General features: G+C 31.5%; 19 protein-coding genes. 2 read left to right on the plus strand and 17 right to left on the minus strand.

Going from position 1 to position 22,277, the window contains the following annotated elements; all coding sequences use genetic code 11:
- Positions 1-136: 136 nt before the first annotated feature.
- The 6 genes from BSD9I1_RS09695 to BSD9I1_RS09720 form a co-directional block, all read right to left on the minus strand.
- Positions 137-1,756 (minus strand): methyltransferase, encoded by a 1,620-nt coding sequence (locus BSD9I1_RS09695; protein ID WP_186430170.1) that lies wholly within the window; start codon positions 1,754-1,756, stop codon positions 137-139.
- 340 nt (positions 1,757-2,096) lie between these two features.
- Positions 2,097-2,411 (minus strand): carboxymuconolactone decarboxylase family protein, encoded by a 315-nt coding sequence (locus BSD9I1_RS09700; protein ID WP_186430171.1) that lies wholly within the window; start codon positions 2,409-2,411, stop codon positions 2,097-2,099.
- Between the two features lie 29 nt (positions 2,412-2,440).
- Positions 2,441-2,674, minus strand: a complete 234-nt coding sequence (locus BSD9I1_RS09705; protein WP_186430172.1) for a zinc ribbon domain-containing protein — start codon at positions 2,672-2,674, stop codon at positions 2,441-2,443.
- Position 2,675: 1 nt separating this feature from the next.
- On the minus strand, positions 2,676-3,278 hold the full coding sequence (locus BSD9I1_RS09710) for a TetR/AcrR family transcriptional regulator (protein WP_186430173.1): 603 nt from the start codon (positions 3,276-3,278) through the stop codon (positions 2,676-2,678).
- 178 nt (positions 3,279-3,456) lie between these two features.
- Positions 3,457-5,922: a heavy metal translocating P-type ATPase gene (locus tag BSD9I1_RS09715; protein WP_186430174.1), complete on the minus strand. Its 2,466-nt coding sequence runs from the start codon at positions 5,920-5,922 to the stop codon at positions 3,457-3,459.
- A 322-nt stretch (positions 5,923-6,244) separates the two neighbouring features.
- A complete protein-coding gene (locus BSD9I1_RS09720) occupies positions 6,245-6,835 on the minus strand; it encodes a TetR/AcrR family transcriptional regulator (RefSeq protein WP_242966478.1) in 591 nt (196 codons plus the stop codon).
- Between the two features lie 268 nt (positions 6,836-7,103).
- On the opposite strand from BSD9I1_RS09720, the gene BSD9I1_RS09725 reads away from it, so the two are divergent.
- Positions 7,104-9,086 (plus strand): FAD-dependent oxidoreductase, encoded by a 1,983-nt coding sequence (locus BSD9I1_RS09725; RefSeq protein ID WP_186430176.1) that lies wholly within the window; start codon positions 7,104-7,106, stop codon positions 9,084-9,086.
- Between the two features lie 230 nt (positions 9,087-9,316).
- Here the strand turns inward: BSD9I1_RS09725 and BSD9I1_RS09730 are convergent, their stop codons facing one another.
- Both BSD9I1_RS09730 and purB read right to left on the minus strand, forming a co-directional pair.
- Entirely contained in the window at positions 9,317-9,970 is a 654-nt protein-coding gene (locus BSD9I1_RS09730) for an aspartate/glutamate racemase family protein (protein WP_242966454.1), read from the minus strand.
- Positions 9,971-10,388: 418 nt separating this feature from the next.
- Positions 10,389-11,819 carry an adenylosuccinate lyase gene (gene purB, locus BSD9I1_RS09735; RefSeq protein WP_186430177.1) on the minus strand — a complete coding sequence of 477 codons (1,431 nt, stop codon included), beginning with the start codon at positions 11,817-11,819 and terminating at the stop codon, positions 10,389-10,391.
- Between the two features lie 179 nt (positions 11,820-11,998).
- Between purB and BSD9I1_RS09740 the strand changes: the two genes are divergently transcribed.
- On the plus strand, positions 11,999-12,217 hold the full coding sequence (locus tag BSD9I1_RS09740) for a DUF378 domain-containing protein (protein ID WP_035307680.1): 219 nt from the start codon (positions 11,999-12,001) through the stop codon (positions 12,215-12,217).
- 32 nt (positions 12,218-12,249) lie between these two features.
- Here the strand turns inward: BSD9I1_RS09740 and BSD9I1_RS09745 are convergent, their stop codons facing one another.
- From BSD9I1_RS09745 to BSD9I1_RS09785, 9 genes are all read right to left on the minus strand, one after another.
- Positions 12,250-12,507 (minus strand): HPr family phosphocarrier protein, encoded by a 258-nt coding sequence (locus BSD9I1_RS09745; protein WP_035307678.1) that lies wholly within the window; start codon positions 12,505-12,507, stop codon positions 12,250-12,252.
- Between the two features lie 82 nt (positions 12,508-12,589).
- Positions 12,590-13,783, minus strand: coding sequence for a pyridoxal phosphate-dependent aminotransferase (locus BSD9I1_RS09750; RefSeq protein WP_186430178.1), 1,194 nt, complete (start codon positions 13,781-13,783; stop codon positions 12,590-12,592).
- 133 nt (positions 13,784-13,916) lie between these two features.
- Positions 13,917-14,177 carry a stage V sporulation protein S gene (locus BSD9I1_RS09755; RefSeq protein ID WP_035307675.1) on the minus strand — a complete coding sequence of 87 codons (261 nt, stop codon included), beginning with the start codon at positions 14,175-14,177 and terminating at the stop codon, positions 13,917-13,919.
- Between the two features lie 125 nt (positions 14,178-14,302).
- Entirely contained in the window at positions 14,303-15,844 is a 1,542-nt protein-coding gene (rny, locus tag BSD9I1_RS09760; RefSeq protein WP_035307673.1) for a ribonuclease Y, read from the minus strand.
- A 191-nt stretch (positions 15,845-16,035) separates the two neighbouring features.
- On the minus strand, positions 16,036-17,082 hold the full coding sequence (recA, locus tag BSD9I1_RS09765; protein WP_035307672.1) for a recombinase RecA: 1,047 nt from the start codon (positions 17,080-17,082) through the stop codon (positions 16,036-16,038).
- A gap of 198 nt (positions 17,083-17,280) precedes the next feature.
- Positions 17,281-17,862: a CDP-diacylglycerol--glycerol-3-phosphate 3-phosphatidyltransferase gene (gene pgsA / locus BSD9I1_RS09770; protein WP_035307671.1), complete on the minus strand. Its 582-nt coding sequence runs from the start codon at positions 17,860-17,862 to the stop codon at positions 17,281-17,283.
- Complete coding sequence (gene rimO, locus BSD9I1_RS09775; RefSeq protein ID WP_035307670.1) at positions 17,846-19,186, minus strand: 30S ribosomal protein S12 methylthiotransferase RimO; 1,341 nt, start codon at positions 19,184-19,186, stop codon at positions 17,846-17,848. The genes pgsA and rimO overlap by 17 nt, the downstream gene beginning before the upstream one ends.
- Positions 19,187-19,196: 10 nt before the next feature.
- Positions 19,197-21,449 (minus strand): DNA translocase FtsK, encoded by a 2,253-nt coding sequence (locus BSD9I1_RS09780; RefSeq protein WP_186430179.1) that lies wholly within the window; start codon positions 21,447-21,449, stop codon positions 19,197-19,199.
- Positions 21,450-21,533: 84 nt separating this feature from the next.
- A complete protein-coding gene (locus tag BSD9I1_RS09785; protein ID WP_035307666.1) occupies positions 21,534-22,229 on the minus strand; it encodes a ClpP family protease in 696 nt (231 codons plus the stop codon).
- Between the last annotated feature and the right edge of the window lie 48 nt (positions 22,230-22,277).

Raw genomic sequence — 22,277 nt, forward strand, 5'->3', positions numbered from 1 at the left:
TTAATTAATCCTTATATAATTCTAAGATTTTTAAGCAACAATTTATGCACATTGGAAAAAAGAAGTCTAGCTAATATTCTCCCAAAAATTCACTGCACCCTTGGGTATGCCTTACTTTCATTTAAATATAAGGTGATTACCTCACTCTTATTACAAACACGTTTGGAGTCAATCCACCACTTTCAATCTTTATAGTATCAATAATCTTAAATTTCTCATTACCTATCAAATTTTCCTTAAGTAAATTCTTTTCTACTGTATAAAGGAAGGCCATTCCTCCTGGTCTTACAAGACTAGGAATTCTATTTACAAATTCACTATATAATTTTTTATTTAAGCCACCAGCTCCTGACTTACTTTCAAAAGGCATATTTGATATCATCTCATCAAATAACTCTTCTGGGGAAAATTCCAATATGTCTTCAGCTACTAATTTTATTTTCGCATTAGCTAAGCTAGAATTTACCTCTGCATATGTAATACCTGTTTTAAATATATCCACTCCTGTTAGGCTTTGATACTCTTTTAATTTAGCCCTTTCAATTAGCATAGTTCCTACACCACAAAATGGGTCTATAACTTTAGCATTAGGTCTTAGCCATTTTTCTATAGATTTCATTGCAATAGCGGCAGTTGCAGGATTTATAGATGTAGGCAAAGCTTTTTCTCTATAGTCAAATCTATTATCTTTTAATGTATATAACTTTATAAATACGCTGCATAAATTATTTTTTTCAACTACTCTAATTTCAACTTCATAAGAAGATGGGCTGTTCTTTAAATTTCCCCCTGAAGTTTCATCTAATTCTCTAGATAAGTTTTTTACAAACTCTGATTTTTTACTATTATCATTCATAGTTTTAAACTCAACTCTATACCAAAATGGAGCCTTACTATCTCCTGCATGACACTGATTTAAAAACTTCACAATATCTGCATTTATAATTGCAGCTGCTATAATCTTATAATCAAGTTCTAAATTAGTACAAGACTCTAAAGGGAAAAGAATTTCATAAAAGGTTCTACATTTATAAATCTTTTCAAAGTCCTTTTCTTTAATATATACGCCTTCACTAATAAGCTGCCCTTTAATTGATTTTTCATTAAGATCCATTAAAGTAGTTTGAAAATGATTATTCATTGTTGTTAGTATCATAGCCACAGGATTTTTAAATCCTATAAACTTATGTGGTGCAGGAGGAGATAGTTTAGATATAGCCCTTGTAAGTGCACGTTTTTCTTCATTAATATGCTTCTCATCTTTTAAGTTACTGTTTTTGTCATCAGAAGCCTTATCTTTTATTATTAAATCTTCAAGTATTTTCGTAAGTCTTTCCGCATCCAAAGCTCCTCCACAGTTTCCTATTGCAAGTATATATGAAGATTTTACAAATAGCTGTTCTTCAGAAGCGTAGCCATCATATAAAGGCTCTAAGTACTCGGAATCTCCTATTTCACCAATAATACCACATGCATTCTTTCTAACTTTTGGATCTGAATGCTTTAGGAAATCACCAAGCTTTTGCTTAGAACTTCCCATAGCTCTTTTGAATATACCTCTAGGTTTTTCTTTTTTAATAATATCCCTTATAACGGAAAGTATTGATCTTGGATTTTCCTGGTTTAAAGCTTCTCTCCATAATAGTGGCATTGTATTATTATAATCCTTTGAAAGTTTATCTATTATTTCAGCTCTCTGTTTATCATCAGAAGTCTTTAGACTTTCTATTAAATTTGTATAATTTATATCTTTCATTTAATTCACCTCTTATGCTTTAATTTAACAGCTTTCATTATACCCTATATTTAGAAATACTTGCAACGTTACCTTTAATCACCTAACAAATTGTCACTATTCATTTTCTTTTAATTCGAGACATTTTTATAGTTAAATTTTACATAGTATTATTTTTATAATAACCCTTACTATCTTAGCTTTTTTCAATTTGCAGCGTTGGTTGAAAAAACTATAACATCCATCATTATAAATATAAAAAAGCCTCTACCATATAGATAAAGACTCTAATCCTGTGGATTCATTAGTCAATAAGTAATCCATTAACTACACCATCCATATAATTTATATATTTAATAGTCTACTCATCAAATGCTTGTAATGCTATGGGAAGCGCCTTTATAACAGTATTACCAGCAGCAGGGAGGCCAATTAAAACTGCACTCTTGATTTCATCCCTCGTTGCTCCTTGCTCTTTTGCCACTTTCACATGAAATGGTATACCGCTTTCAAGTCCTACTGCCGCCATAACTGCTATATATGCAATCTCTTCTGTCTTTTTGTTTAGGCTACTTGCCACGTCCAGTTTTTGAACTGCTTCCATCCATACTTTCGAATGTTCTGGAGCTTCCTGTAAAAAAACTTGAAACGTATCGCTTACATTTTTTGTATTCATAAAATCAACTCCTTATTTTTATCTAATTATTATTTCCACGCTGGGAGCTTGGCCAGCAGCCCCTTTGCTGACTTTAGTGCCACGTTCTCATCCAATCCTTGAGTCTTAATAATGAATCTACTCATTGAATCTAGCTTTTCCTCATATGACTGCATTGTACCATCTGGCCTTGCACAATGGACGCAATAATCTTTTTTCTCATCCCCCATAGCAAACTCAGTCTTAGTTTTCATTGGCATTCCACAAGCTATACATATCTTCATCTTATTTATCCCCTTTCTTTAACATAATTAAATTCATATAATGTTCTACTAGTTGCTGACTGTACCTCTTCAAAACCGAATCTCCAGGTGCAAACAAATCTCCATTAATTAAATAGTAATGAATTAAACCAATCCAAGTATTAAACAGTAAATCAACTGGCATTTTACGTATTTTGCAAGCTTCAATCTCATGCTCTGCGATTTCAATAATATGAAATGAAATAGTCGATTGGATCATAATCAAAGAATTCCGTGCACTTTCGTGCAGTAAACGGCTTTCCGAAACCAATCGAGTATAAAAGTCCTCATATTCACTGATTCCCTTCAGATGTGCTTCAAGAGCCTCTTTCATATCACAATGACTATTAACTAGTTCATGCAATCGACTAGTAATACGTCTGCCAAATTCCTCAATTGCTTCATCCAAAAGAATCTCACGTGTTGGAAAATGTGCAAATACAGTTCCATGGGATACTTTTGCTAAATGTGCAATATCCAATGTCCGCGTTGTAGTTAAGCCATATTTTGCAAATTGTTCCAATGCTGCATCAATAATATTTTTCTTTGTTTGAATTTTCTGCTTCTGCCTTTGTGACTCTGACATTCAATCGACTCCTCACTCATTGAGTTTATACTCAGTGTAATTCTTTTCTTATCATTTGTCAACTAAAATATTACATAATTATCCATAAAAATTAGTATAATAATTAATAGTAAGACTTATCCTACTACTTTTGCATATAAAAAAGACTAGCCATCTATATCCGGCTAGCCCATAAATTTTAAATATCAGTTTTCATAGCTCTCATAGCATTTAAAACTGCAAGCAATGCTACTCCAACATCACCAAATACCGCTTCCCACATAGTGCCCATTCCTAATGCAATAAGGACTAATAAAATAAGCTTAATGGCTAAAGCAAAGACTATATTTTGCATAACTATAGTTCTGGTTTTTTTTGCTATTTTTATAGCGGAAGCAATTTTTAATGGCTCGTCGGTCATTATAACTACATCAGCAGCTTCAATTGCAGCATCAGATCCTACTCCCCCCATTGCTATTCCTATATCTGCCCTAGCTAAAACTGGAGCATCATTTATTCCATCACCTACAAATATTAATTTACCCCTTGGTGATTTCTCTTTATCTAGTAATTCTACCTTTGCAACCTTTTGATCTGGCAGTAACTCAGTATAAACTTCATCTAATCCTAACTGCTTTCCAACTTTAGTTCCTACTGTGTTATTATCACCTGTTAGCATTACTGTTTTCTTAACTCCAAGAGCTTTTAGAGCCTTAATTGATTTTGCTGAATCCTCTTTAACTTCATCAGATATTACTATATATCCTGCATATTCCTTGTTTATAGCAACATGAACTACGGTACCAACAGTTTCAACCTGCTCATATGGTATATTTTCTTCATCCATTAATTTATAGTTTCCGGCTAAAATCTCTTTTCCGAGAGCTTTAACTTTAACACCATGGCCTGATAGCTCTTCGTAGTTATCAACTGAATCTTTATCAATTTGCTTACCATAAGCTCTTAATATAGAAGTAGCTATTGGGTGATTAGAATAACTTTCTGCATAAGCCGCAAAAGCAATAAGTTCCTCTTTAGTAATATTATTTTGTGGCTTTACATCTGTTACCTTAAACACACCTTTTGTAAGTGTTCCAGTTTTATCGAAAACAACAACTTCAACATTATTTAAAGCTTCTAGATAATTTCCGCCCTTAACAAGTATTCCATTCTTTGAAGCTCCACCTATACCTCCAAAGAAACCAAGTGGTATAGATACAACTAGAGCACATGGACAAGATACTACTAGGAATGATAAAGCTCTATATATCCACTGTGAAAATGTTGCTCCTTCTATAACTAGCGGTGGTATTACAGCTAATGCTATTGCTGAGAAAACAACAGCTGGTGTATAGTATCTAGCGAATTTTGTTATAAAATTCTCTGTAGGAGCTTTCTTACTACTTGCATTTTGAACTAAGTCCAGTATCTTGGCAACAGTAGAGTCTCCAAATTCTTTTTCTACTTCAATTGTTAAAAGTCCATTTTTATTTATAACTCCACCTAAAATATTATCTCCTATTCCTACTTCCCTAGGTACTGATTCACCAGTTAAAGCGGAAGTATCTATCATAGATCTTCCCTCGATTATTTTTCCATCTAGCGGAACCTTCTCTCCTGGTTTTACAACAATAACATCACCTATTGTAACTTCTTCTGGTGTTACTTTTTTAATATCATTTCCTATTTTTAAATTAGCAAAATCCGGTCTTATATCCATTAAAGCTGTAATTGATTTTCTTGAACGATTAACAGCCATGTCTTGGAACATCTCTCCTAGCTGATAAAAAAGCATAACTGCTACACCTTCTGGATATTGTCCAATAGCAAAAGCTCCAACAGTTGCTATACTCATAAGAAAGTTTTCATCAAATAATTGTCCATTTCTTATATTTTTTATCGCCCTTAAAACTACTTCTCCACCTACAAGTACATAACTTATAAGAAATAGAATTAGTTCAATAGCATTGGAAAAATTCATGGCAGTTGCGATTCCAAATATTACGGCACCAACAGCGAACCTTATTATTTCTGTTTTATTAATTCCTTCATGTTCTTGCTCATGAGTTTTATTTTGTGATATACTGCTTTTATTTTCAATTTCAATAACTTTAACATCAGGCTCTATTCTATGAACTATATTTGTTACCCTATCCATAATTTCATTTGTTTTAGAAGGATGGTCAATCTCCATAATAAGTTTGGTAGACACAAAATCCACAACTGCAGATTTTACACCACCTATATTACTAGCTTCTCTTTCAATTTTTCCAGCACAGTTTGCACAACAAAGTCCTTCAAGCAATATTTCTTTTTTTAAAACTGTATTTGATTGCTTTTCCTTTACTTTAACATGAGATTCAATCTTATGAACCATCTCATTAGTTGCTGCGATTAATTCTTGTGCTTTATTCATTTCTTCAATCTCTATGGTTAAAGTTTTAGTTATGAAGTTAACATTAGCTAAATTAATTCCTTTTATTTTACTAACATTTTCTTCTATCTTAGATGCACAATGGGCACAATCTAGACCCTCTAGAAGAAATTCCTTTTTAATATTATTGTTATTTGCTACATTTTTTTTCAGCCTATTGTCATTTTTGTTAATATTCTTAGCTGATAACTTTAAATTATTATTATCAGATTTTTTAACTATTTTTTTCATAATCTTGCCCCTCCAATATTAATTAGTGCTTTCATCTATATGAATTAAATCTTATACTACATCTAATCTACTTAAGTAACTTATGTAAATAATAAAGTATGTTCATTGCATCGAATGAACATATGAATAACCATTCATATAATATATTATATTCCCTATACCCATATATGTCAATAAAACTTAGTAAATATTTAAAACAAATAAAATAGAAATGATTGAAGTTATGTCGCTTATATCTTTTATATATTCGTTAATAATTAAGGACCTATAAAATTAGATAAAAGTTTTATAGGTCTTTTTATATAAATATTACATCTTGCTATTAAATTTCATAAGATTTTAGATAATTAGAAATCATATGTTTTGCTTCATAAATAATATCTGACTTTCCTTCACAGACGCACCAATGATAAAGGATTCCTCTTGAAATAATCAAAATTTCCTGTGCTAACTCAACCACAAAAACATTATTTCGAAGCTCCCCCTTGTCCTGTGCACATTGAATCAAATAACAAAGACCACTTGGCAATCCCCTGTCCATGGATAAAAAAAATTCATTACCATCTGTAACCTGTGCTTTATATAATTGTGTAATGCAGTCGCAGCCAATATCAATTGCATACTGCATTTGATGAATAATATAATCCATGATTTTGTCACAGTAAGGATTGGAAAGCTTCAATAAAGATGGAAGAATATTTTCCGAAAAATAAGCATCACATATTGAATATAGCTCAATAATAATTCCCGCTTTATTTTTAAAATGATGATAAAAGGTACCAACAGAAACTCCTGACTTTTCACAAATGTGAATTATTTTAACATTATCATATCCCTGTTCTTTAATTAATTTTACTGAAATATTATATATTCTCTCTTTTGTTTTAATAGCTTGTTTTTGACGATTTGTCATTTTTTCCACAATATCAGTCCTTTTTTATAGATTCGTTTAATTATATCATATCAAATATTTTTCTGACATTATAAACAGAATTCCAACATTATACTAAATATTATGATAATATTGGAAATAAGAGATATTTCAAGCTTAAGATATCTATTCTATTTGAAGAAAGGTATTTTACGATGTTTATATTTGATTAGTGAAAGTAATATTGTTATGATTTTAACATAATCAATTCATAGAATCGATTCAATTAAAATTTTAAGGAGGAATTTTCATGAATAAATATCAAAAACTTTTTGAGCCTATTACAATTGGTAAGCTAAAAGTAAAAAATAGAATTTCCATGGCTCCAATGGGATTGGTTTTCTATGCTGATCCAAATGGCGGATTTAATGAAAATGCCCAAAACTACTATATAGAACGTGCTAAAGGCGGTACAGGTTTAATTATTACAGGTATCTGCAACATAGATTATAACGAAATGACGGATTTGATAATGCCATGTCCAACTTACAGGCCAGCTTTATTTGGACAATCTGTTGGATCCATGATTGAAAGAATTCATGCCTATGATTCTAAAATAATTATGCAGCTCACTGGTGGTTTGGGACGTTCCGCAATTCCAGGACTGGTAAAGACACATATCGCTCCTTCGGTTAATGAAAATCGCTTTGAACCAGAGATCATTCATCGTGAAATGACAATTGATGAAATCCATACTTTGATTAATAATTTTATAAAATCTGCAGCAATTGCAAAAAAGAGTGGTTTTGATGGAGTTGAAATTCATGCAGTACATGAAGGTTACTTGCTTGATCAATTTGCTATCAGTTTTTACAATAAACGCACTGATGAATACGGCGGAGATTTAAGATCAAGATTAAAAGTTGCAACTGATATTGTAAAAGGCATCAAACAAGTCTGTGGTAAAGATTTTCCAGTATCTTTACGTTTCAGCGTCAAATCTTTTATCAAGGCTCTTCGTCAAGGTATTCTTCCAGGAGAAGAATGCGAAGAACAAGGAAAGGATTTAGAAGAAGGCTTGGCTGCTGCTAAGATTTTAGCTGAAGCTGGTTATGATATGTTTAATGTTGATGCAGGAACCTATGATTCCTGGTATTGGAATCATCCACCAATGTATTTTGAAAAAGGAATGTACCGTGAATTCGGACGAGCTATGAAAAAAGCTATTGATGTTCCCATCATTCTTGCAGGTCGAATGGATGACCCTGATATTGCATTAGATGCATTGAATGGATGTTGCGATATCGTTTCTTATGGACGTCCATTACTTGCTGATCCTTACCTTCCAGAAAAAATTCGTACCGGTAATTTTGAAGATATTCGTCCTTGCCTTTCCTGTCATGATGGATGTATGGGAAGAATTGCCACAGGCTCACCTTTATCCTGCGCAGTAAATCCTGCTTGTGGAAGAGAGAAAAGTTATGGCTTGAGCAAAACGGATGCACTGAAAAAGGTGTTGATAATTGGTGGTGGTTTAGCTGGTATGGAATGTGCACGTGTCTGCAGCATTCGTGGCCATAAAGTAACCTTAGTTGAAAAATGTTGTCAATTGGGTGGCAATATTATTCCAGGTAGTGTTCCAAATTTCAAAGTAGACGATAGATCACTTATCAAATGGTATGAAACTCAGCTAGAAAAGCTTAATATCAACGTTGTTATGAATACTTCAGTTGACAAAACATATGTAGATGAATTTGATGCAGATATAATAGTAGTTGCAACTGGTGCTCATCCAATCAACATTGATTTTGGAAGTGAAAATAACGTATATACCGCAAGTGATGTGCTAATGGATGTATCCAAAGCAGGCAAAGAAGTCGTGGTTGTTGGCGGTGGACTAGTAGGCTGTGAAACAGCTTTATGGCTAGCACAAATGGGCAAAAAAGTAAGTGTTGTTGAAATGCAAAGTGACATCCTTGGTGGGCCTCACGGAATGCCGATGATGAATTACTCTATGTTAGTGGAACTACTAGCATTCCATAATGTAGATGTATATAAAAATACTAAAGTTGAAAAAGTAACCAAGAGTGTAGTTATTGTTACCAATACAGAAGGAAAAAAAGAAATCCCTGCGGATACTGTTATAACCGCTGTGGGCTATAGTCAAAACAATGCGTTATACAACAGTCTAAACGATAGTGATAAAGTCCTCTATAACATTGGTGATTCTAGAGAGGTACACAATATCATGAATGCTATTTGGAATGGTTATGAAGTAGGTAGGGGTATTTAATTTATAAACTTAAAGATCATAAGTATATAATAGAATGTACTCTATTATTAAGAATAATTTTAAAAAGACTATTAATGATTAAGAAGATGATTCCTGCGTTGAATGGGAGTCATCTTCTTTAATCCCTATCAATGAAGAAATAAAATAAGGGGTCCTCTATCTATATTACTATATTTTGAATATGCATAAGGTTAATTTAATAATAAACCCCTTCATTTTAATCCATAACATCAAACGTTACTTATCATATCATATATTAATTCTGCAGGATCAAGAATAGGAATAGATGCATATTTTTTCAACTCACTATGCAGATAAGGAAAATGAGTACATCCAAGAAGAACTACATCTGCATTTATAGAGTTAAAAAACTCCATTACATTTCTAAGTGCAAACTTTTCAACTATTTTTTCAGCAGATACACCCTTTTCTATTTCCATAACTACAGGAAGTATTCCTATTCCAATAACATTACAATCAGAGTTTACGCTTTGTACAATCTTTTCAATACCTGCAGAACTTTGATTATTAGCTGTAAGCACTCCAATACTTTTATATTCAGAAGCAATATTTTTGTAAACAGTAAGTGGAGTAATTATTCTTATGTTTTCTTCTATAGATAACTTGTCCATATCGACTGCTACACTTAAAGAATTACAATATATAATTATTGTATCAATACCTTCATGCTTTATTTTACTTATTATTTCTCTAATAATATTAGTAAGTTCAATTGGAGATAATATTTGAAGTTTAGACTGTTCTTCCGAACATAAAGATACAGGATATCCTAGTGCATTAATCCCTTTTGAATTTAAAAATTCCACTCCCATTTGAGTGTCTACAGGAGTTCCTGCAATTACTCCAACCTTTATACTATTCAAAGATATCACTCCTTCATAAACTTATTTAAGATATTTTATTTTTACTTCATTTGAATATCTTCATTAATTATATTCTTTATAATGTTGTAATATGTTTACTCTCATAGCTTCGTATTGCTTGAATTTTCAAGTTATAAGAAGTATATTCCTAAATTTTATGTTTTTATTGTATATCTATTTTTTTTAGTTTACTATTAACTTTATTTACATAATATTTATTATGTCTTATTATTTCTGCAAATATCGTTTATTATTATATTTGATTGCTAAAAATTATTATATAATATTTTGGGTTTACATTTGAACTTCATTTACATAATATTTATTATGACTACTCAACTCTGCCAATGATCTATTTTATGAAAAAATAAATAGGTTCTCATTAAAGAGAACCTAAAAAACTTGATTATTTTGTTATTTAAACTTGTATATCAGCTTGTAATCCTAATAACTTTTCATTATCTTTTAATATTGGTTTAACTACTTCTTCAACAAAGTCTATTACCTGAGAAGGCGCCCTTCCAATAAACTTATTAGGATCTACTGAGCTTAATATTTCTTCCTTAGTCAAATTAAAAAACGAATCATTTGCTATTCTGTCTAAAAGATCGTTGTTTAATCCTTCAGATTTTACTCTATGCGCAGCTTCCATAGAATGTGTTCTTATTTTTTCATGTAATTCTTGTCTGTCTCCACCTTTTTTCACACATTCCATTATTATATTTTCAGTTGCCATAAATGGTAGTTCATCATTAACATGTTTAGCTATAACTTTTTCATATACCACCATGTTGCTACTTACATTTAAGTATAAGTTAAGCACTCCATCTAAAGCTAAAAATGCTTCTGGAACAGATATTCTTTTATTTGCAGAATCATCTAAAGTTCTTTCGAACCACTGAGTAGATGCAGTAATAGCAGGATTTAGAGCATCTACTATTATATATCTTGCAAGTGCCCCTATTCTTTCACATCTCATTGGATTTCTCTTATATGCCATTGCTGAAGATCCTATTTGATTTTTTTCAAATGGTTCTTCTACTTCTTTCATACTTTGAAGAAGTCTTATATCATTACTAAATTTATAAGCACTTTGGGCAACTTCTGACAAAGTGTTTAATACTATTGAATCCAATTTTCTTGGATAAGTTTGACCTGTAACTTTAAAAGCATCCTCAAATCCCATTTTCTCTGAAACCATCTTATCCAATGCTTTTACCTTATCTTCATTTTCATTAAATAACTCCATAAAACTTGCTTGAGTTCCTGTAGTACCTTTAACTCCTCTAAATCTCATCTTTTCAAGCACAAATTCTATGTTCTCCAAATCTAAAACCAAATCTTGAATCCATAAAGTTGCTCTTTTTCCTACTGTTGTTAACTGAGCAGGCTGAAGGTGAGTAAATCCTAATGTAGGCACATCTTTATATTTAACAGCAAACTTAGATAACTCATTAATTACATTTATTATTTTATTTTTTACTACTTTTAATGCTTCTTTCATTATGATTATATCAGTGTTATCACCAACATAGCAGCTGGTAGCCCCTAAATGTATAATCCCCTTTGCTGCAGGACACTGTACTCCATAGGCATATACATGACTCATAACATCGTGTCTTACTTCCTTTTCTCTTTTTTCAGCAACCTCATAATTTATATTATCAATATTTTTCTTTAATTCTTCTACTTGCTCATCGGTGATATTTAATCCTAGCTCCTTCTCGCTTTCTGCTAAAGCAACCCATAATTTTCTCCAAGTTTTAAATTTCATTTCATCTGAAAACAAATAACTCATTTCTTTAGATGAATATCTAGAGTTTAAGGGTGTATTATATGTATTTCTCATCTGTTAACCTCCGAATATAAAAAGTTATTTTTCGCTCTTTATTCATATTATAACATAATATTTATCCTTTTAACACTATATAGTTCGTATTTATTAATATAAAAATATGTTCTATTAAATAGTTCCTAATAATATAATCTATTAGGAACAAAAATTATATTTATTATAAGGAGGCAATTATGTACAAGTTTAATCTTTTTGACAAAATTGCATTTATATTAGTTATTATCGGCGCTCTTAATTGGGGACTATTAGGATTATTAAACTTTAACTTAGTTAGTGCAATCTTTGGAGAACCTGCAAACCTTTTATCTAGAATACTCTATATAATTGTTGGAGCCGCAGGCGTGTATCTAATATTATTACTAGTAAAAATAAAAAAATACTCAAGAACATAAATAAAAGGCGTAAAAACGCCTTTTATTATTTATTATTCCATTGTTTCTATTAATTTACTCACTTCTTCTACAGCTAAAGTTTCATCGTCACCAGATGCAGAAACAGTAATGTTTGCACCACTGGTAACAGCCAAAGAAAGTACTCCTATTAAACTTTTAACATTAGCTTTCTTGCCATTAAATTCAATGTACACATCAGATTTAAATGATGATGCCTTTTTTACGAGTAGTGTAGCTGGTCTAGCATGAAGTCCTGTAGAACTTTTTACAATTATATCTCTTGTTATCATTAGTATCACCTCTATATAAATTATAACCAATTCATACGCCAATTTCTACTTAGTATTCCATTAATTTAATAATTTATAAGTTTTATATACATATTTTTATAAAGTTTTCTATTCTATTCAATCCTTCTTGTATATTTTCCATAGATGTTGCATAAGAAATTCGTATAAAGCCGTCTATTCCAAACGCTTCTCCTGGAACAGCCGCCACCTTTCCTTTTTCTAAAAGCTTGCTGCAAAAATCTAAAGAACTTTCTATAGTTTCTCCTTCAATAGCTTTTCCTATGATTTTTGATATATCTATAAATACATAAAAAGCACCTTTAGGCTCAATACAACTTATATTGTCAATGCCATTTATTCTCGTAACTATATAGTCTCTTCTATTTTTGAATTCTTGCTTCATAACTTGTATAAACTCTTGAGTTCCTGCAAGCGCTTCTAATGACGCATATTGAGCTATAGAATTAGGATTAGATGTAGTATGGCTTTGTATATTTGACATAAGTTTTACTATTTCTTCACTTGCTGCTGCATATCCTATTCTCCATCCGGTCATAGAATATGTCTTAGAAACTCCGTTGATAACTATAGTTCTTTTATAAGCATCCTCACTTAGAGAAGCTATGCTCACATGTTCGTCGTCACCATATATAAGTTTTTCATATATTTCATCAGAAATTATAATCAAATCATGCTCTTTTGCAAATTCAGCTAATTTAATTAACTCTTCCTTTGTATAAATACTTCCTGTTGGATTATTAGGACTGTTAATTATTATAGCTTTTGTTTTATGTGTTATATATTGTTTTAATGATTCGATATCATACTTATAACTATTTTCCTTACTTGTTTTTACAAATACAGGTACTCCATCAGAAAGTTTTATAAGCTCAGGATAACTTACCCAATAAGGTGTAGCTATTAGCACTTCATCTCCAGGATTTAAGATTGCAAAAAATGCATTTGATAAGCATTGTTTAGCTCCTGTTGATATTATTATTTGAGAAGATTTATAATTTAAGTTATTATCATTTTTAAACTTATTTATTATAGCTTCCTTTAGCTCAATAATTCCTGATGCTGGAGTATATTTGGTATATCCCTTTTCCATAGCCTCTATGGACGCATTTCTAATATTAGCTGGAGTATTGAAATCTGGTTCCCCTGCACCAAATCCTATTATATCTATACCTTGAGATTTTAATTCCTTAGCCTTAGCTGTTATAGCCAAAGTTATTGATGGTTCTATATTACTTGCTTTTTTTGATAAAATCATTTGAGCACCCCCACTATTTATATAATATATATAATATATAAAATTTCAACCAATTGCAATTTTATTTTATTAAAATTCTCAAAAAAACAATAAAGGGATTAGATTTAATCCCTTTACATAATAAATATATTAACTATCTTGGTTGAATTATAAGCTTAATTGCTGTTCTTTCTTCACCATCAATTTCTATATCAGTAAAAGCTGGTATACATACTAAATCTATTCCGCTTGGTGCTACAAATCCTCTGGCAATAGCTACAGATTTAATAGCTTGATTTAACGCTCCAGCTCCAATAGCCTGTATTTCTGCCCCTCCCTTTTCTCTTAAAACCCCTGCTAATGCTCCTGCAACTTTATTTGGACTTGATTTTGCTGAAACTTTTAATACTTCCATAATAAACCTCCTATATATATAACTTTATTTATTATTGCTTTATTTATAATATTCTACATATAATGAAAAAATCCTTTTAATTTTGCAAAATTTCTAGTATTTACAAAATTAAAAGGATCTATTATTTACTTTGCATATTCTATTGCTCGGGTTTCTCTGATAACATTAACTTTAATTTGACCTGGATATTCCAATTCGCCTTCAATTTTCTTGACAATATTTCTTGCCATTTCAACTGATCCGGCATCATCTATTTCTTCTGGTTTAACTATTATTCTCACTTCTCTACCCGCTTGAATGGCATATGACTTTTCTACGCCTTCATATGAATTTGCTATTTCCTCAAGTTTTTCTAACCTTTTGATGTACGCTTCTAAAGTTTCCCTTCTGGCAGCTGGTCTTGCTGCAGAAATAGCATCTGCTGCTTGAACTAATATTCCTTCAAGGGATTGGAACTCTACATCACCATGATGAGCTGCTATGGCATTTACTATTACAGAAGATTCATGACATTTCTTAGCTATTTCCGCACCTATTAACGCATGCGGACCTTCTACTTCATGATCTACAGCTTTACCAATATCATGGAGTAAACCAGCTCTTTTAGCAAGCGTAGGATCCATTCCTAACTCAGATGCCATTAAACCGGCTAAGTAAGATACTTCTATAGAATGCTTTAATACATTTTGACCATAACTAGTTCTGTATTTCAACCTTCCAAGTAATCTTATTAATTCTGAATGAAGACCATGTACCCCAGTTTCAAAAGTAGCCTGTTCGCCTTCTTCTCTAATATTATTTTCCACTTCTTTTTTGGCCTTTTCAACCATTTCTTCTATTCTTGCAGGATGAATTCTGCCATCCATTATAAGCTTTTCAAGGGCTATTCTTGCCACTTCTCGTCTTATAGGATCAAAGCTTGAAAGAATTACAGCTTCTGGAGTATCATCTATAATTAAATCCACTCCGGTAAGAGTTTCCAAGGTACGTATATTTCTACCTTCTCTACCTATTATACGTCCTTTCATCTCATCATTAGGAAGATTCACCACATGTACTGTTGTTTCTGCAACATGATCTGCAGCACATCTTTGAATAGCATATGTTATAATTTCTCTTGCCTTTTTATCGGCTTCTTCTTTAGCTCGCGTTTCAACTTCTTTAATCATCATAGCGGTTTCGTGTTTTATTTCCTTGCTAACTTCTTCAAGCAATATTTCCTTTGCTTGATCTGAAGTTAGACCCGATAGTCTTTCTAACTCTTCTCTTTGCTTAGTGTAAACTTCTTCGATACTTGCTTCTAAGTCAGCTAATTCCTGCTGCTTTTTATTTAAATTTTCTTCTCTTTTTTCAAGCATATCACTTTTCTTATCAAGCAATTCTTCTCTCTGAAGTATTCTTCTTTCTAGACGCTGTATTTCATTACGTCTATCTCTAGATTCTCTTTCAAGATCATTTCTTAGTTTGTGGACTTCTTCCTTTGCCTCAAGAATTGCTTCTTTCTTTTGAGATTCGGCATTTTTTTCGGCCTCACCTATTATTCTCTTGGCTTCTTCCTCAGCATTTGAAATTTTTGCTATGGAAACGTTTTTTCTTATATAAAAATCCACATATATAGCAACGACTGCTATTACAACAGTTATTACTATAGCATAAACTGGATTCACATGAACACCTCCTCTGCTTCTCTTCTCTATCTATTTTTAGTAAATATAAAAGCATAGAAAGGTGTCATAGTATTCAAATGGATGTTTTCGCTAAACCAGATTTTGTATTTATTTTATATTAATTTTGTCATTATGTCAAGTTATATATGTGGAACAGCTAGTTAATTAATCATTATTTTTCTTTTATACTATTATTTATCATTTTTCGACTGTTTATTGTCTTCACTAGCTTTTTTCTCTTCTTGCGCTAAAGGCAGTTCATATTTTTGTCTTATCTTAGTTTCAACTTCCTTAAGTAATTCTGGGTTTTCCTTAAAGAATTGTTTAGCATTTTCTCTTCCTTGGCCAAGTCTTATATCATTATATGAAAACCATGCTCCACTTTTTTGAACTATTTCTTCCTTTACTCCTATATCTAAGACATCACCTGTTCTTGATATTCCTTCATTATACATTATATCAAATTCAGCATTTTTAAATGGAGGAGCTACCTTATTTTTAGTTAGTTTTACTCTCGTTCTATTTCCAACAACCTCATCACCTTGTTTTATGGAATCTATTCTTCTGATATCCATTCTTACACTGGAATAAAACTTTAAAGCTCTACCACCTGTAGTAGTTTCAGGATTTCCGAACATAACTCCTACTTTTTCTCTAAGCTGATTTATAAAGATTGCTACACATTTAGATTTATTAATAGAACCTGCCAATTTTCTTAGGGCTTGAGACATAAGTCTTGCCTGTAATCCTACATGAGAATCTCCCATTTCACCTTCAATTTCTGCTCTTGGAACTAGTGCTGCTACAGAATCCACTACTATTACATCTATGGCATTTGATCTTACTAATGCTTCTGTAATTTCAAGTCCTTGTTCACCTGTATCTGGTTGGGAAACTATTAAATTGTCGATGTCTACTCCTAATTTTTTAGCATAAGATGGATCTAGTGCATGTTCTGCATCCACATAAGCAGCACTTCCTCCAAGCTTTTGAGCTTCAGCTACTATATGAAGTGCTACAGTAGTTTTACCTGAAGATTCTGGTCCATATATTTCTATTATTCTTCCTCTTGGTACCCCGCCTATACCTAATGCTATATCTAATCCTAAACATCCAGTAGAAATAGAATCTAAATTTAATACACTGTGTTCTCCAAGTTTCATTATAGATCCTTTTCCAAATTGTTTTTCTATTTGTCCCATAGCTGCTTCAATTGCTTTTAATTTATCATTATTCATGTTATCCCCTTAAAGGGAGTCACCATCCTTTCATACTTTTCATCATTCGAACATTTGTTCTACACAATTAATTATATAATAAATTTATTACACGGTCAACATAAGAATATAGTTCCTAGAAAATCTAGGAACTATAGCCATTTAATTACCGCAGTAATTATTATATACAAATTTATATTTTCTAATCAATCCGAATCTCTATCTGTCAGGTTTTATAGCTTCTTTATTTTTAACAAAATAATCTACCCCAGACACAATAGTTATTATTATAGCAAGTGCCATAGATATTTGAGCAAGTAACTCTAAATAGCTATATGGTATAACAGTAAATACTGACAAAGTACTTAAACTATCTTTGTTTAAGTTAATTAGTGCTGCTATTATAGCTACTATTTGAGTAACTGTCTTAGCTTTCCCCCATCCGCTAGCTGCTATAACTACACCTTCTGCTGCTGCTACACTGCGAAGTCCTGTTACAGCAAATTCCCTTGCTATTATTATCATAGCTGCCCAAGCAGGAAGCACTTGAAACTCTACTAATGATACCAGAGCTGCTGTAACTAAAAGTTTATCTGCTAAAGGATCCATAAACTTTCCAAAACGAGTTATTTGATTTCTACTTCTTGCTATGTAGCCATCTAGCTTATCTGTAAGAGCTGCCAGGATGAAAATAACAGTTGCTATACTTTTCCCATAAGGCATTCCTTTTATTGCCAAAAACACCAGAAATACCGGAACCAAAATCATCCTGATAATAGTTAGTTTATTTGCTAGATTCATAATATACAACTCCCATTAAATCATATTCTAAATTTTGCTCAATTTTAACTTTAACAAAATCGCCTATATTTAATATTTTATCACATTTAAAATAAATTGCACCATCTATTTCGGGAGTCATTTCATAATTTCTTCCAATATAATATTCAGAATCAAAATTTTCTACAACAACTTCGTATATCTTACCTACTTTATTTTTATTTATTTCGTAAGAATTTTCTTGCTGGATAACCATGATTTCCTTTTCTCTTTTTTCTTTTATTTCTTCATCTATTTGATTTTCCATTTCTGCCGCTGGAGTTCCTTCTTCTTGAGAGTATCTAAATACTCCTAGTTTATCAATCTTAGTATCTCTAACAAATTCTTTTAATTCCTCAAAATCGCTTTCACTTTCACCAGGGAACCCTACAATCAATGAAGTTCTTATAGCCATACCTGGTATTTCTTGTCTAAGTCTTTGTATTACATTTACTATTTCTTCTTTTCTCCCTCTTCTTCCCATAAGCTTCAGCACATTGTTACTTATATGCTGCACTGGTATATCTAAATACTTACATACCTTATCATTAACTTTTATTTCATTTATAAGTTCATCTGTTATTTCTTCTGGGTAACAATAAAGTACTCTTATCCATTTTATATCATCTATCTTAGATATTTCTCTTATAAGCTCTGGAAGCATCTTTTTATTATATAGGTCTATCCCATATCTAGTTGTATCTTGTGCAACTAATATTATTTCTTTTACTCCTTGTGCTCCTAAAGATTTAACTTCTTCTAATACACTTTCTATCTTTCTACTTCTATATTTCCCTCTTATACGTGGAATTGCACAGTAAGTACAGAAATTGCTGCATCCCTCTCCTATTCTTACATATGCATAATGCTTAGAAGTTGTAAGTACTCTTTGACCTTCGTTTATATTTACATCACTATAATTACAATAAACTGACTTTTCATTATTTACTAAGGCCCTATCTATAGCTTCCTCTAGTTTATCATAGTCATTTACTCCAAGTATTACATCAGCTTCAGGTAAAAGTTCTTGCAATTCTTTTCCATATCTTTGAGTTAAACATCCTGTTACAACTATAACCTTACATTTACCTTTACCTTTTTTATATTCACTCATTTCTATAATTGTGTTTATTGATTCTTGCTTAGATGACTCTATAAATCCACAAGTATTTACTAGAATTATATCTGAATCCTTAGGATTATTGGTGATAGTATAGCTTCTACCTAATTTATCTAATACTATCTCACTATCTACCCTATTTTTATCGCACCCTAAGCTTATTATTCCTACCTTTAATTTTTCCATATTTGTCCTCCTACTCCATATTATCTTTATCTACTAGTATTTGCCTTGGCTTACTTCCGTCTCTACCGGAAATAATTCCTCTTTCCTCTAATTGTTCTATTATTCTAGCTGCTCTATTATAACCTATTCTAAGCCTTCTTTGCAAAAGAGATGTTGAAGCTTGACTAGTTTCTATTACTATTCTCATTGCTTCATCTAATAATTCATCCTTATCATCTTCATTTACCTTTGTAACTGTATTTATTTCTTCTATAATACTATTTTCATATTCTACTTCTTCTTGAGCGTTTTTTATAAATTCCACTACCTTTTCTACTTCTTCCTCTGAAATAAATGCACCTTGTATTCTAAGCGGCTTTGCTTCACCTGTAGGATAAAAAAGCATATCACCTTTTCCTAAAAGTTTTTCTGCACCTGCCATATCAAGTATTGTTCTCGAATCTATCTGACTGGAAACTGCAAAAGATATTCTAGATGGTATATTTGCTTTAATAACCCCAGTAATTACATCGACAGAAGGCCTTTGAGTTGCTATCACAAGATGCATACCTGCTGCTCTTGCCATTTGTGCAAGACGTCCTATATAGTCTTCTATATCATTTGGGCACACCATCATTAAGTCAGCTAATTCATCTATTATCATAACTATCAATGGTAACTTTTTATCTATCTTCCCTTTTTCATATAAGTCATTATAGCTTTCTATATTTCTTACATTATTTTCTGCAAATATTTTATATCTTCTTGTCATCTCATTAACTGCCCAATTAAGAGCTCCTGCGGCCTTTTTAGGTTCTGTAACTACAGGTATTAAAAGATGTGGAATCCCATTATATATACTAAGTTCTACCACCTTAGGATCTATCATAAGCAGTTTTACATTTTCAGGTGAATATTTAAAAAGCAAGCTCATTATAAGTGTATTTATACATACACTTTTACCCGAACCTGTAGCTCCTGCTATAAGTAAATGTGGCATTTTAGCTAAGTCTGTAACTACACAATTTCCACCTATATCTTTTCCAAGTGCAAATGCTAAATTCTTATTAAAATTTTTATACTCATCAGATTCTAACACTTCCCTAAGATAAACAGAAGTTAGTTCTTTATTAGGCACTTCTATGCCTACAGCAGACTTACCTGGTATAGGGGCTTCTATTCTCACTCCTGAAGCTGCTAAACTAAGTGCTATATCATCAGAAAGATTTACTATTTTACTTACCTTTACCCCAGAATTTGGTTGAAGCTCAAATCTTGTAACAGATGGTCCTTTGGTTACTTGTATTACTTTAGCTTCTACTCCAAAACTAGATAAGGTTTCTTCAAGTTTGTTAGCATTATCTATAAGTTCCTTTTTATCTTCCTTATTTAACTTAGAAGCTATATTAGCATTTAAAAGATTTAATTGAGGATAAGAATATTCATAGTCCGCTTGAAAATCATCTTCTCTATTCATTTCATTTTCTAATTGTTTATGTATATCTTCATCCACAGACTTAGTATTATTTTCACTACTAAATTTAATATTTATTTGCCTTTCTTTTTCCACCAGATTCTTTTCTGGGCTTTCATCTTTATCTCCTTCTATAGTGGAACTTTTAAATAAGTTTATAACTTTTAGTTTATTTTCCTTTTTCTCAACTTCCTCATCGCTATCGTAAGCTACTAATTCTTCAGGCTTTTCTTCTATCAATTTCTTTATGTTCTTTTGTTCTCTCTTTTTATTTCTTAATTCCTCTATTACATTATATAAAGATATTTGGCTTACCATTATAAAAGATATAATATATATAGCAATAAATATTACAATACTTCCAAGCTTACCAAACAAATTATATAAAGGTATATCAATTATATGACAAAGTACTCCCCCGTGCATTATAGAATTAGAATAATATAATCTTTGCATACTAGAAATTATTCCGTTTTCTAAAGCAGGTTTATCAATAGATGCCATATGTATCAGCAAAAGAGTATTGGATATAAAAAGGACTATACCATAAAACTTACTATTAAAGTTTATTTTCCCCCTTCTAAGTATTAAACAAATGCCTATGAAAACTATTAAAAACGGGAAAACAAATGCACCCAAGCCAAATATAAAAATAAGAACGTTTTTTATAAATCTTCCTATTGCACCAGATTCCCCTGGAGAAAACACACTTATTATCATCAATATTCCAATAGTAATAGAAATTATACCTTTAATTTCTTTATTGTCTTTATTATCTTTAGCTTTTCTTTTAGTTTTTTTTCTTGCCAAATAACTCACCTCCCTGTATTCCTATAACCTATTTTAATTATTATAAAGAAGCTTGTCTATACAAAAATTAACCATAGGAAGATCCTATGGTGTTGATTTCTTTTCATTTATTAATGTTTTAAGCTTATCTATTGCTTCTTTTATTCCCCCAACTTCATCTATGAGGCCTGATTGTACCGCTTCTTTACCAATAAGTATAGTACCCATATCATTTAATAAATTATCTGTTTTAGTTAATAATTCTTGGAGAGTATCTTTTTCTATCTTAGAAGTTCTTACTATGAAATCATTTATTCTTTCCTGCATTTTTTTAAAATATTCAAAAGTTTGAGGCACTCCTATCACCAGGCCATTCATTCTAATAGGATGAATTATCATAGTTGCTGTAGGAGAAATAAATGAATAATCCGAAGATGTCGCAAGCGGAACTCCGATAGAGTGGCCTCCTCCTATTACAAGTGATACTGTAGGTTTACTTAAACTATTTATCATTTCTGAAATAGCAAGCCCAGCCTCTACATCACCACCTACAGTATTTAGTACTACAAGTATTCCCTCAACATTACTGTTCATTTCTATATTAACTAATTGAGGAATAACATGTTCGTATTTAGTAGCTTTACTTTGTGGAGGAACCATGTTATGCCCCTCTATCTGCCCTATAATAGGCAATACGTATATTTTATCATCTTTTACAGGAATATTTGTTACACCTAATTCCCTTATATTCTCTAACTCTTCATTTCTTATATCTTCTCTGTGGTCTTTTTCATTGATCATTTTGTTCCCCTCCTGACACAAATTATTTTGTGCATACGGGGAAAGATT

Origin of the sequence: Clostridium sp. BSD9I1, assembly GCF_900185645.1 — a bacterium.
Lineage (GTDB): Bacteria > Bacillota > Clostridia > Clostridiales > Clostridiaceae > Clostridium_AK.